This window comes from Paraburkholderia sp. BL27I4N3, assembly GCF_003386115.1.
In the GTDB taxonomy this organism is placed as follows: domain Bacteria; phylum Pseudomonadota; class Gammaproteobacteria; order Burkholderiales; family Burkholderiaceae; genus Paraburkholderia.
The window spans coordinates 2562377-2575220 of record NZ_QREJ01000001.1 but is presented as its reverse complement, the minus strand read 5'-3'; the positions used below and the strand labels follow the sequence as shown (position 1 = coordinate 2575220).

At 61.0% G+C, this 12844-nt stretch carries 12 protein-coding genes; 2 read left to right on the top strand and 10 right to left on the bottom strand.

The annotated features are described in order from the left end of the window. Nucleotides 1-293: 293 nt before the first annotated feature. From B0G71_RS11830 to B0G71_RS11805, 6 genes are all read right to left on the bottom strand, one after another. Nucleotides 294-845: a DUF302 domain-containing protein gene (locus tag B0G71_RS11830; RefSeq protein ID WP_241974588.1), complete on the bottom strand. Its 552-nt coding sequence runs from the start codon at nucleotides 843-845 to the stop codon at nucleotides 294-296. 85 nt (nucleotides 846-930) lie between these two features. Next, nucleotides 931-2517, bottom strand: a complete 1587-nt coding sequence (locus tag B0G71_RS11825) for a cation acetate symporter (protein WP_116141944.1) — start codon at nucleotides 2515-2517, stop codon at nucleotides 931-933. Continuing rightward, entirely contained in the window at nucleotides 2510-2884 is a 375-nt protein-coding gene (locus tag B0G71_RS11820) for a DUF485 domain-containing protein (RefSeq protein WP_116141942.1), read from the bottom strand. Before B0G71_RS11820 ends, B0G71_RS11825 begins: the two co-directional genes overlap by 8 nt. 54 nt (nucleotides 2885-2938) lie before the next feature. Then, nucleotides 2939-4261: a fumarylacetoacetase gene (gene fahA, locus B0G71_RS11815; protein WP_116141940.1), complete on the bottom strand. Its 1323-nt coding sequence runs from the start codon at nucleotides 4259-4261 to the stop codon at nucleotides 2939-2941. Nucleotides 4262-4317: 56 nt separating this feature from the next. Then, nucleotides 4318-5547 (bottom strand): CaiB/BaiF CoA-transferase family protein, encoded by a 1230-nt coding sequence (locus B0G71_RS11810; protein ID WP_116141938.1) that lies wholly within the window; start codon nucleotides 5545-5547, stop codon nucleotides 4318-4320. A 2-nt stretch (nucleotides 5548-5549) separates the two neighbouring features. Then, nucleotides 5550-6320, bottom strand: a complete 771-nt coding sequence (locus tag B0G71_RS11805) for an enoyl-CoA hydratase/isomerase family protein (protein ID WP_116141936.1) — start codon at nucleotides 6318-6320, stop codon at nucleotides 5550-5552. Between the two features lie 387 nt (nucleotides 6321-6707). Here B0G71_RS11805 and B0G71_RS11800 point away from each other — a divergent pair, with 387 nt between their 5' ends. Both B0G71_RS11800 and B0G71_RS11795 read left to right on the top strand, forming a co-directional pair. Then, nucleotides 6708-7760, top strand: coding sequence for an AraC family transcriptional regulator (locus B0G71_RS11800; protein WP_116148518.1), 1053 nt, complete (start codon nucleotides 6708-6710; stop codon nucleotides 7758-7760). Between the two features lie 166 nt (nucleotides 7761-7926). Beyond that, nucleotides 7927-8358, top strand: coding sequence for a hypothetical protein (locus tag B0G71_RS11795; RefSeq protein WP_116141934.1), 432 nt, complete (start codon nucleotides 7927-7929; stop codon nucleotides 8356-8358). Between the two features lie 75 nt (nucleotides 8359-8433). Here B0G71_RS11795 and B0G71_RS11790 read toward each other — a convergent pair whose 3' ends face one another. Genes B0G71_RS11790 through B0G71_RS11775 form a run of 4 tightly spaced genes read right to left on the bottom strand, consistent with a single transcriptional unit; the run spans nucleotide 8434 to nucleotide 12817 of the window. Continuing rightward, nucleotides 8434-9252, bottom strand: coding sequence for an ABC transporter permease (locus B0G71_RS11790; RefSeq protein WP_116141932.1), 819 nt, complete (start codon nucleotides 9250-9252; stop codon nucleotides 8434-8436). A gap of 26 nt (nucleotides 9253-9278) precedes the next feature. Next, the gene (locus tag B0G71_RS11785; protein WP_116141930.1) at nucleotides 9279-10532 is read right to left on the bottom strand and encodes an ABC transporter permease; all 1254 of its coding nucleotides are present in this window, start codon (nucleotides 10530-10532) and stop codon (nucleotides 9279-9281) included. Between the two features lie 37 nt (nucleotides 10533-10569). Beyond that, the gene (locus B0G71_RS11780; RefSeq protein ID WP_116141928.1) at nucleotides 10570-11634 is read right to left on the bottom strand and encodes an ABC transporter substrate-binding protein; all 1065 of its coding nucleotides are present in this window, start codon (nucleotides 11632-11634) and stop codon (nucleotides 10570-10572) included. A gap of 1 nt (nucleotide 11635) precedes the next feature. Beyond that, nucleotides 11636-12817, bottom strand: a complete 1182-nt coding sequence (locus tag B0G71_RS11775) for an ABC transporter ATP-binding protein (RefSeq protein WP_116148516.1) — start codon at nucleotides 12815-12817, stop codon at nucleotides 11636-11638. Nucleotides 12818-12844 lie beyond the last annotated feature (27 nt).

The window sequence follows — 12844 nt, the reverse complement described above, 5'->3', positions numbered from 1 at the left end:
GGTTTCGTGCGCCAATATTTTAATTTTATGGACAGCCGCCGTCGACTCATTATTTATCCCGCCGCGAGATCCCCTTCCACGTGTTGTTCGCTGGACAGAGCGACGCCTGGGCCCAATCGCGGCATCGATTGCACGGGCGGGATGGCCGGCAGCGCGGTTTGCTCAAAACGGAAACTGCCGGCGGTTGGTTGTCCATCCGGACGGAAGGCAAGAACGATCTGTCTGGAAGTGTCTATTTTCTCATGGCGAATATCCGCTTCGTCAGGACACTCGCCCGTCAGATCCCGGAGGATCTACTGCAATACCGAAGCACATAATTTCGCCAGCCTGTCGTCGAGCGAGCGGCCTTGTACGTCGATCTGGGCGCTGTGGAACTGGCTGAGTTGGGTCGACGGCTTATCGTACTCGATCGTCGTGCCACCCTGTGCGTTTTCGTAGACCATGATACGCAACGGCGCATAGAGTCCCGCCGCCATATTGACGCTGGTCATCTCTGTCGCGGTGAGAACATTGCCGGTGAAATACTCGGTGCCGTTCCTGCGCTGTCCTTTCAGCACGAGCCAATCTCCATGCAGCCCGATGTAGTGAATCACAAGACCGTCGTTGCCGGCGGCTTTCTGAAGGGCCACACGCAATTCGTCGACCTTGTCCTGCTTCAGCAGCGTGCGGATATGATCGTCGAGTCGGCCGAGGCGGCTCTCCAGATCCTGTTTGACGGAAGCGTAGGGTTTGCTGGAAGAGACGGTCACGTGATCGATAATCGTCTTTGTTTCCGATACCTCGACGGTCGCCGCCGTCGCGGACGCACAGAACATGTTCATGCTGATCGCAGCAATGGCGGCCATTGGCAATGCAACTCGTGAAGCGGTAATACGTAGGTTAATCACTGTTGTCTCCTTGTTGGACAGATAAGTAGGGCGCTCTCTCGCCTCAGTGTTCCGACGCGGCTTCCGCTCCGAGGCCGCTTAGCATTCGAAGTTGCTGCGCATCGAAGGAGGCGTCGGCGGCGTTTTGGCGTGTCGTGACCGATCCGATCCAGCCCGCGATAAAGCCCACCGGAATGCTGAACAGGCCGGGATTCGAGAGCCAGAAAGGCGGGGTGGAATCCTTGAAGATGATGCCTTTCGCTCCGATAACGGCCGGCCCCAACAGCACGAGCCCGATCGAGGAAAGGGTGCCGGCGAGCACGGCGGCCGCTGCGCCTCGATCCGTGAAACGCCGCCAGTACATCGAGAAAAGAATCACGGGCAAGTTTGCGCTGGCAGCAATGGCGAACGCGAGACCGACAAGAAAAGCGACATTGAACGTCTTGACGAGCAGTGCGAGTCCCATCGCGGCGATACCAAAGACTATCGTGGCGATCTTCGCGATCACGACCTGCCGGCGTTCCTTGTCGCGAGACGCCGAGAAGAGTTGGCCGAAGATGTCGTGAGAGATGGTCGAGGCCGAGGAAATCATGATGCCGGAGACGACCGCAAGAATCGTCGCGAAGGCGATTGCCGAAACGCAGGCGAGCAGCAGTTCACCGCCGGCAGAACCCGCACCGCCGCCGAGTGCCGTGGCGAGCAGGGTGATGGCGCTGTTTCCCGAACTGTGTGTGGCGAGAATCGCCGCCGGCCCCACGATGGCGGTGGCGGAAAATCCGAGCACGATCATCATTACCGCGAAAGACGTCATGACGATCAGGCCGATTTTCGCGGACTTTCTTGCCGCGACGGCGGACGGCACCGTGTAAAACCGGGTCATGACGTGCGGCAGTCCTGCTGTGCCCAACGCCAGAGCGAGGGTGAGCGACAGCGTATCCAGCGGATCCTTGAAGTAGCCGCCCGGCACAAAGTACTGCGCCGGATGCAGCGAAGAAAGGCGTGCCTTACTGAATAGCGCACCCACGTCGAAGGAAAAGTGGGCGAGAGCGAGCAGCACAAGCACCGCGCCGGCAGTCCAGACGAGAACAGCCTTGACGATCTGCACGTAAGTCGCGGCCACCATTCCGCCGAACAGCACATACGCGATCATGAGTACGCCGATCAGCACGATCGCGGCGTTGGTGCCGATCGGCAGTAGCAGACTGGCCAGTGCGCCGCCGCCGACGAGTTGCGCGAGTAGATAGGCTAACGAAATGATCAGCGAAGAAACCGATGTGGCCGCTCGAACGCCGCGGCTGCGCAAACGCAGTGCGACCACATCGGAGAGCGTGTATTTGCCGCAGTTCCTGACCGGCTCCGCGACGATCAGCATGATCATGATCCATCCGGCAATAAAGCCGACCTGATACACGATCCCGTCGAATCCGAACAGGGAAACGAGTCCCGTCACACCGAGAAACGAACCGGCGGACATGAAGTCTCCCGCCAGCGCGAGGCCGTTCTGAAACGGCGACAGATTGCGTCCGGCCACGAAAAATCCGGAGGTTCCGCGCGATCGGCGAGCGCTCCATCCGGTCAGAATGAGGCTGAGTCCGATAAATCCCACGAAGGCGATGATTCTGAGGCCGCCATGACTGATCAGATTATTCATGTCGATCACCGTTCGATTGTGCAAACGCGCTTTTAAGCAGTTCGGCCGCTATCGGGTCGTAGACTCGCTCGGCCCATGCGCAGTAGCCCCAGAAGGTAGCGATCGTGAGCGCAAACTGAGCGACTACCGCGAGCAGTCCGAGGTTGAGTTCGCCATAGACGGATAGGGACATCGCGCCGGGAAACTCCAGCACCGCGATCAACAGGCCGAAATAGATTCCCAGTGAGGTATAAAGCAATGACCACACGAAGCGGTTCCTGAACTTTGCGAGCGCTCGCGTCTTCTCGACGAGCGATAAGCCGGATGATCTGACTTTCGTCACGTTTTGCCTCTCGAACTCCGCGTTGATTGATTCCATCGATTGCATGTCGGGTCTCCTCCGTTATGGTGTTCATGACAGACATTTGAAGAGGTTGGGTCGCTAGAGTTTTGCGGGCAGAACTTCGCCGCGGCTTTCGCCAAATCCGATTCGCGCAAAGCCTGCTTTCTCACAGTAGCCGCGCAGGATAATGGCGTCGCCATCCTCCACGTAGCTGCGCTTTTCGCCTGTATTCAGCGTGACCGGCTCGCTTGCGTTGCGTGCAAGTTCCATCAGCGCGCCCGCTTCTGATTTCTCGGGACCTGAAATGGTGCCGCTGCCAAGCAGGTCTCCAGCACGCAGATTGCAGCCACCCACGGTGTGATGCGCGACCATCTGTGCGATGCTCCAGTACTGATGCCTGAAACTCGTGAGTGAGAGTTGCGCCGCAGGAACATTCGCGGCTTGATGGCGAGAAGTCTCCATGCAGACTTCCAGTTGGATATCGATGGCGCCCGCCGTGCTATTGCGGTCGGAATCCAGATAAGGCAGTGGCTTTCCATCCGTGTGCGGGCGCGGCAGAGGTAGCCTGAACGGCGCCAGTGCCTCCATGGTCACGATCCATGGCGAGATCGTGGTGGCGAAATTCTTCGCCAGAAAGGGGCCTAATGGCTGCATCTCCCAGGCCTGAATATCGCGAGCGGACCAGTCGTTGAGCAGACACAGCCCGAATACATGACTGTCGGCTTGATCCAGGTCGATCGGCTCGCCGGCCGCATTGCCTTGTCCAATGTAGATGCCAAGTTCGAGTTCGTAATCCAGCTTGCGCGACGGCGAGAAGATCGGCGCATCTTCGCCCGGAAGCATGATTTGGCCCGCTGGGCGCCGGAAGCGCTGACCGCTGAGCCCGATGCTCGAGACGCGGCCGTGGTAGGCAATGGGTATCGATTTGAAATTGGCGCTCACACCGCTCAGGCCGAGTAGCTTGCTGATGTTGGTCGCGTGATGAATCGACGTGTAGAAATCCGTGTAATCGCCGATCTGCGCAGGCAGGCCGTATTCCACTTCCGATTGCGGGACCAGACACGCTTCGATGGCCGCGCGATCGTTCGAAAAGACTCGCTCGTGAAGCGCCGCAAATAGCGCGTGTCGTACAGCGCGCCATGCGGGCGGACCCAGTGAGAAGAACTCGTTGAGCACGGGCTGCGCGCACGCCCGCGCGGCCTCGCCCGCGATTCCATTCAGGCCGGCACGAGCCGCCCAGGCGGCCATATCGACGACCTGATCGCCGATTGCGACCGCGCCTCGGAACGCCGCACCGGAATGCTTTCTGCGGAAAACCGAAAACGGCAGATTCTGGATTGGAAAGTCACACGCCGGTGCATTGGCCGATTCGACCCAGCTGCGCGCAGCGGGGTCATGCGTCTGATTCAGAGTGTGTTGCATGTTCGTCCCGATTCATTCGGTTAAGGCGCGAGCGGCTCGCGTCATAGCAGCGACGTTCAGTCGAACGGGCGCGTGGGGCTGTGCCTGCTGAGAAGAATTCCGCGCTCCTGCAAATCCCGAATGAACGCTGCGCTAAGTTTGCGTTTCGAGAGAACCTCGGCGTTATGCTCGCCCTGGAAAGCAGGGCTGCCCGGCTGCGGCAACTCGGACTGGCTGAAATGCCAGGGCGCGCCGGGCATGCGTGTCGTGCCGCCGGATCTGTCGTCGACATCGACTAGCGCGCCCCATTCCTGCACCCACTCGGAATCGGCGAACTCGTTGACGCTGCGGACCACGCCAATGGCCAATCCCGCTTCGCTGACCTGCGTCTGGAGCTGATCCAGGTCATTGAACGTGAGAAGCCATGCGCGCACTTCCGCCAGCAAATCAGCAATGTTTTGCCGGCGCAACAGCGCCGTGCCGAAGCGGGGATCGCTCAGCAAATCGTTGCGGCGCATCATCGCGCAGTAACGCGAAAACATTGGCGTGTAAATCGGGCTGCCTGCAATGGTGAGTCGACGTCCATCGGGCAAATCGAAGATGTGCGAATCGGGCGCGGAGAGAATAATCGGTTCGCCCTCCGTATCGATTTCCGACAGTTGGGCACCCACGCGTTCGTTCACCGATAGCATGGTCGCCGCCATCGAGACGTCCACGTGTTGTCCCTCGCCGGTTCGCGCGCGATGCTGAAGCGCGGCCAGAATACCGATTACGCCGTGAAGGCCGGTGTACATGTCGGCGTGGCTGCATGCGTCGTTACGAACTTCGGTGAGCGCAGAGCCGAAATGGTGCTGGACGATGTCGGTCAGTCCCGACTCGGCTTGCACGGTCGGCGCGAAGGCGGGGCGGTTGCGCCATGAGGTCGATTGTCCATAGCCGCTCAAAGAAGCGTAGATCACGGACGGGTTGAAAGCGCGTACCTGCTCATAGCCGAGCCCGAACCTGTCCAACGTGCCGGGGCGAAAATTCTCAACGATGATGTCCGCGTCCCGGCACATGTCGATCATGATCGAGCGTGCCTCCGGGAAGTTGAGGTCGAGGCTCACGTTGCGCTTGCCGGCGTTCTGTTGCACGTAATACAGCGACATGTCGCCGATATGCGGCATGCTCACGCGGCCGATATCGCCGGAGGGTGGTTCGATCTTGGTCACGGTGGCGCCGAGATCGAGGAGCGTTTTGGTGCAATGCGGTCCGGCCAGCACTCGCGTGAAATCGATCACACGAATACCTTCGAGCGGTGCTGACATGATCAATCTCCCTTGAATTCGGCGGTGGCGGGCCCGGTGGAAAAGAACGAAGCGAAACCTCGTTCGCGATCGCCCGTCTGCCAGATCATGTTGTTGAGGTTGATCTGTTCGAGGTCGGCGCTGCGCACGCCGCCGTTTGCGGCGAGATTGGCCTGCTGTTTGATGCCGTAGAGAACCTTGGTCGGACCTGCCGCCAGTTGCCGGGCGAACGACATGGCGGCGCTCTGGAGTTCGGCTTCGGGCACGACGTGATTGATGATGCCCCAGCGCTCGAATGCTTCCGCTGCGTGCCGCCGTCCGATTAGCGCGATTTCCTTGGCGCGCACGACGCCCGCTCGCTGTACGAGTCGTTGCGTGCCACCGAGCAGGGGAATCAGACCAACGATGTTCTCGACCTGGCCGAAGTAGGCCGTGTCCGCGGCGACGATCATGTCGCATGTCAACGCCAGTTCGAGGCCGCCGCCGAGCGCGGCGCCGTGAACGGCGGCGAGTGTCGGAACCGGCGCGTTTTCCAGCACGTCGAGGAACTCGAGGAATTGATCGGCGTTGTGCTGGATCACTGTCTTGCCGTCGGTAAATGAACTCATTTCCGCCCCGGCGGAGAAGTGCCGCATGTCGCTTTTGAGCACGATCGCGCGCGCGCCTTCAGCGACCACGCCGCGATACGCGGCGAGCAGATCCGCAATCATCGCGTCGTCGATCAGGTTGTGCGGCGGCTTGGCTAATGAAACGATTCCGACGGCGCCATCCATTTCAATCTTTACTGTGGTCATGGTTCTCTCTGCAAGGTGATCGCAATATGGCCTGTGTGTGGGAGTGCCGGCTGACGGGTCTGTTATCGGTGTATTAAACCGATGCGGCAGCGGTGCTTATCAGCGGAGCGTGTTGCGTCGCCGCATTGACGGGACCGATTGCGCCAACCACGGTCTCAGGATGCGCGCCGATCAGGGTTGTCACTAGTGTCCGCGCGGGGTCAACTGAGGGCTTCATAGCTTGTCTCCATCTGTTTTTCGGCATGCGCCGTTGATGGTTACTATCTCAGCGAGCTCATTGAGCGGCAACGTCCAACCCTGCCAATTGCCGTGTCAAACTGTGCCAAACGCGCCCAACGAAGATCGAGAAAATGTGCGAGCATGTCCGCAATTGCAGTGAGGCATATCGTGCGACCACCGAAAATCATCACGCCATTGCATCCGGATCTCGACGCGCCAACGCAGAGTCTTCTGGGCTTGGCCGCGCTCGCCGCCGAACTGGCCGCCGAGGGCGTTTCCGTCAACAAACTGTTTGCGAATACGGGCGTCCATGCGAACCAGTTGGAGGATTCGCAGGCGAGAATTTCGCATCGTCAGCGCCTCGCCATTTATCGAAACGCTCAACGGCTAGCGACACGAGCCGATGTTGGATTGCTCGCCGGCGCACGTCAGAGGATCAGTGACTTCGGCATCTATGGCTACGCCATGGTCAGCAGTACAACCTTTGGTGACGCGCTGAAATTCAGCGTCGAAAATGTCAGGATGGCCGGCGCGGTTCTGCAGATCAGCTATTCCACCAAGGGGGACACCGGCATTCTGAGCAGCCACGGACTCGCATCGCTTGGCGACATGTTGCCGTTTGTCGCCGAGTTCTGGCGCAGTTCGATGACAGTGTTATTCAGCCGCGTGCTGGAAGCGCCTTTTCCGTCGAAGCGCATGGTCATGGCGTATCCGGCGCCGCCGCATTGGCGGAATTACGAAAGGATGTTCGACTGTCCCGTGGAATTCGGCGCCGATACGATGGAGTGGCATTTCGACGTGCATGTACTGGACCGTCCGTGTCCGAATGCGAATCCGATTACCGCGCAAATCTGCCAGCAACTGTGTGATCGCATTCTCGAAGAACGCGATGGCATTCCCGAACTTCCGCGGCAAATCCGCATGGCGTGCCTGAACGCACCAGGCGTGTTCCCATCCGCGGAGAAGATGGCCGCGCAGCTCGGCATGTCACTGCGAACCTTGCATAGACGGCTCGCCGACGATAACTACTCGTATCAAACCTTGTTGAACGATGTGCGCCGGTCGCTCGCCATTGAATTTCTCGAGAACACGCGACTTCCTATCGAACAGGTCGCCGAGCGTATTGGATTTTCGGACGCGGCGAGCTTTCGGCGGTCGTTCAGGAAGTGGACCGGAAACTCACCCAGTCTTTATCGGAAGGGAACGGGCCAGGATGGGTGACAGGCGCGGCGCGCCTGCATAGGTCTGCGCACGGTGCGATGGCGAGCGCAGATGATCATTCAGTTGCAGACCTTCAACGTGTCGGTCAGAATTGACGACCGTGTTCCCAAGGGCCGATTGCAAGTCACACTCCGCCGTCGGAACCACCCCTGAATCCAAAGGAAACATGAGACGACTATTCTTCGCTTCACTCGCGGCCATCTCTTTGGCGACCTCCGTTCATGCGCAGAGCAACGCGCCCGGCCCGCTCGCCACGCCTTCGGGCGCACTGGAATTCGCTCGCGCCGAGCGCGATTTCGTGGGGATGCTCGATAAGGAAGTTTTCGATCGCTTCGGCGCCGACACACTCACGCATTTCGATGAGGTCGGTAATGCAAGCGACACCGTCACGCGCACGCTGGTGCAGACCGATTCCGGTCCGGTGCTGTACGACTTTCGCCGTCGTCCGCCGCTTGTGCAGCGCTCGGGTAAACGCATGACGGTCAGGCGCGTGTTCTGGCAAGGCGATGAAGTCGTGATGCAGAGCTCGCAAGGCTGGTTCAGATTCAAGGGCGGTGTACTGACCAAGCTGCAATCGTCGACGACGACTTACCATTGATTTCGCGGCGCATCCCGAAGCGAGGAGGGCGAGCGGCTTGCGTCGACGATAGATATCGCGGGGCAGCAAGCTCCGTCATTCCTTACTGCCGTCCCGGCTCCCATGCAGCCAGTTGATGCTCGCGAAGAGCAGCACGGCGAACACGATCAGCATCGTGGCCACGGCGAGGATCGACGGATCGATCGAGTCGCGAATCCCACTCCACATCTGCCGCGGTACGGTTTTTTGATCCGGGCCGCCAATGAACAGAATAACGATGACTTCGTCGAACGAGGTCGCGAAAGCGAAGACGCTGCCGGTCGCGACCGCCGGCGTGATGAGCGGTAAGGTCACGCGCCTGAACGTGATCCAGGGCGTCGCCCCGAGTCCGGACGCGGCGCGCAACAGACTCTGATCGAATGAAAGCAGCGACGCCGTCACGGTGATCACCACGAACGGCGTGCCGAGCGCCGCATGCGCCAGCACCACGCCGGGATACGAGTTCACGAGGCCGAGCGGCGCGAAGATCAGATAGAAACCCGCGGCCACAACGACAATCGGCACGATCATCGGCGAGATGAGGATCGGCATGATCAGCGAGCGCAGCGGAAACTGCGTGCGTGAAATGCCCAGCGCGGCCAGCGTGCCGAGACACGTGGCGATCAGCGTGGACGCCGCGCCTATGCCGATGCTGTTCAAAAGCGATCGCTGCCAGTCCGCGCTCGTGAGCGCCTGCTCATACCAGCGCAGCGAAAAGCCCTGCAACGGGTAGGAGAAGTACGAACCCGAATTGAACGAGAGCGGAATGATCGCGAGAATCGGCGCAATCAGGAAGAACAGCACAAGCGCTGTATGTAGCCGCACCCAGCGCGCGGCGACGCGTTCCGTCAGCACCTTGTTGCGTTGTTCTTGCATGTCGATCTCTCGTCGTGTCAGCGTGTTTAACCGAAGCGCAAACGGTCGATGCCGACGATCCGGTTGAACAGGAAATAGAAAATCGCCGTGAAAATCACGAGATACGCCGATAGCGCACCGGCGAGGCCCCAGTTGAGTTGCGTGTTGGTCTGTATGGCAATGAGCTGGCTGATCATCTCGTCGCCGGCGCCGCCGAGCAGCGCGGGTGTGATGTAGTAGCCGAGCGCGAGCACGAACACGAGGAAGCAGCCCGCTCCCACGCCGGGCAGCGTTTGCGGAATGTAGATCCGCACGAACGCGGTGAACGGGTGCGCGCCGAGCGATTGTGCGGCGCGTACGTACACGGGCGATACGCTCTTCATCACCGAATAGATCGCGAGAATCATGTACGGCAGGAGCACATGCGTCATGCCGATGAGCACGCCCGCGCGGTTGAAGATGAGCGGCAGTGGATGGGTGGTGAGGCCGAGACCCATCAGCAGGCTGTTGATGACGCCACCCGGTTGCAGCAAAACGTACCACGCGGTCGTGCGCACGAGCAGCGAGGTCCAGAACGGTACGATTACGAAGAGCATCAGGCGGTTGCTGCTTCTCGCGGGCAGATTCGCGAGCAGCCATGCGACCGGATAGCCGAGCAGGAGGCACAGCAGCGTGACCGTGGCGCTGATCGAGATCGTGCGCACGAACGCCTGCCGATAGATCGAAGCGTTATCCGGCACGAAGGCGACCGCGCCTTGCGGTGTCACATGCGCATCGACGGCCGCGAGCAGATAGTCGGGCGTCGGCGAGGAGGCGGCGCGCTTCAGCAAGCGCCAGATCTCGGGCGAATTCCAGCGTGGGTCGAGTTCGATGAGCGCCGCTTTCCATGCGGGCGGCGCGTCGGCTGGCAACTGGCGCGCGGTACGCATCAACAGGCTGCGGAACTCGGCCTGATCGAAGTTCAGCCGCCGCGCGACCGTGCCGAGCTGGCCGCTTTGCTGCGCTTCCCTGAGCCCCGCGGCGAGCAGGGTGAACATGCGCTCTTCCGGCACGCCGCGCCCGTCCCATGCATCGAGCGCGCGCGTGAGCGCGGGCATGCTGTCGGGCAATTCATGGTTCTGTACGCTGCGGGCAAGGAGCAGCGCGATCGGCGCAATGAACGTCGACAGCAGAAACACGATCAGCGGCAGCGCGAGCAACAGCGCTTGCACCGAGGCACGGCGGCGCGCCTTTTGAAACGACGCGCGGCCGTCGGCTCTCGTCGGAGAGCCCGGGGCCGGGGCGCGGGCCGAAGCGGGCATGTGAGTAGTCAAGTCGGGCTCTCGTCGGACGGTTGTGTTACTGCGTCAGCCACACCTGGAAGCGCTTGTTGATCTGGTCCGCGTTGTCGGCCCAGAAGTTCGCGTTGATCTGCAAGGCACGCTTGAAGTTCTCGGGCGCGGTCGGCAGATCGGCGAGACGTTGCTTGTCGATCAGCGCGATCGCGTCCTTGCGCGGCGGCGCGTAGGCGATGTACTTCGACAAGTCCGCGTACGCCTTCGGCTGCGAAGCGGAGGCGATGAACTTCGCGGCGGCGTCGGCGTGCTTCGCGCCCGTCGGCACGGCCCACCAGTCGAAGTCGTAGACCTGCGCGTCCCACACGGTCTTGAAAGGCTTGTTGTCCTTCTTCGCGGCGTCGGATATGCGGCCGTTGTAGGCCTGGGTCATCACGACGGCGCCGTCGGCGAGCAACTGCGGCGCCTGCGCGCCTGACTCCCACCACACGATGTTCGGCTTGATCGTGTCGAGCTTCTTGAACGCGCGATCCACGCCGGCAGGTGTCCCGAGTACTTTGTAGACATCCTTCGGATCGACGCCGTCGGCAATCAACGCCCATTCCATCGTGACCTTCGGCGATTTGCGCAGGCCGCGCTTGCCCGGGAATTTCTGCAGATCGAAGAAGTCGTTGACGGTGGTCGGCGCGGTCTTAAGCTTGCTCGCGTCGTACGCGTCGTACGCGTAGACCGTGGACCAGACCATGCTCGCGACCGCGCAATCGCTGATCGTGCCGGGAATGAAGTCGCTCGTCTTGCCGATCGTCTTCTTGTCGAACTTCTGCAGCAGGCCTTCGTCGCAGGCGGTGATCGCGTCGTTCGTTTCGAGGTCGATCAGATCCCACGTGGTGTTCTTCGCCTGCTCCATCGCGGAGAGCTTCGCGAGGCCGCCGTCATACGATTCGGTCGAGAAGCCGATGCCGGTGGCCTGGGTGAACGGTTCGAAATAGGCCTTCTTTGCCGCCGCTTCGTATGCACCGCCGAAGGTCACGACGGAAAGCGTCTCCGCGGCCTGGGTGGTCACGGTGGTCAAAGCGGCTGCGGCGAGTACTGCGAGTGCGACGTTTTGTGTTTTGATGAGAGTGCGCATTTTAGTTGGCTCCTGCAGGTGCGGTCGTGATGATGGAGGGTGAGAGCGGGGTGGATGCGGGGATCACGGGCGCGCTGCGCGGCACGCTTATCGCGAGAATCTTGCAGTCGTCGTGGCGCCATGCGATTTCGATCTCGCTGCCGGGCAAAGGCAGCGCATGGCGCTGCGTATTAGGTACTTTCACGACAAAGGAATCGCGTGAACCGAGCGTGAGGTGCACGCGGTGATGATCGCCGCAATACACCAGTTCCTGGACCTGTGCGCGCACCACGTTGCTGTGTTCGTCGATCTGCACGCCTTCGGCGCTGGGAATATGCGCGCGTTCAGGGCGCAGCGCGAGCATCGCTTCGTCGCCCGCGCGCAGGCCGGGCTCGCTGCGGCCGCGAATGACGCTGCCGTCCGAGAGCGCGAGCGTCGCCCAGTCCTCGCCCACACTGACGACGCGCCCAGTCAGACCATTGTTCTCGCCGACGAAGTTCGCGACGAAGGCGTTCTGCGCGTTCTCGTACAGTTCGCTCGGCGTGGCGGCCTGCTGAATCCGGCCATCGGAAAACACGGCAACGCGGTCCGACATGGTCAGCGCTTCGGCCTGATCGTGCGTCACGTAGACGATCGTGAGCGACAACTCGCGATGCAGGCGCATGATTTCGTATTGCATGGTTTCGCGCAGGCGTTTGTCGAGTGCGCCGAGCGGCTCGTCCATCAGCACGACGCTCGGCTCGAACACGAGCGCGCGCGCGAGCGCCACGCGCTGCTGCTGTCCGCCGGAGAGTTGCGCGGGACGCCGGTTCGCCAGATGCGGCAGCTCGATCATCTCCAGCGCGCGCTGCACACGCGTTTTCTGCTCGGCGCGGCTCACGCGCCGCACGGAGAGCGGAAACGCAACGTTCTCCGCAATCGTCAGATGGGGAAAGAGCGCGTAGTTCTGGAACACCATGCCGATGTCGCGCTGATGCGGCGGCTTGTCGTCGAGCCGGCGGCCGTCGAGGCGAATCTCGCCGTGCGTGGGCGATTCGAATCCCGCGAGCATCATGAGCGTGGTCGTTTTGCCCGAGCCGGACGGGCCGAGCAGCGACAGGAATTCTCCCTTGCGCACGTCGAGGTTCAAATCGTCGACGACGTATTGGGCGCCGTCGTACGATTTGCTCACGCCCGAGAACGAAATGAAGGAAGGGTTTGACATCGTGATCGCGTCCTGTCGATGGTGCGT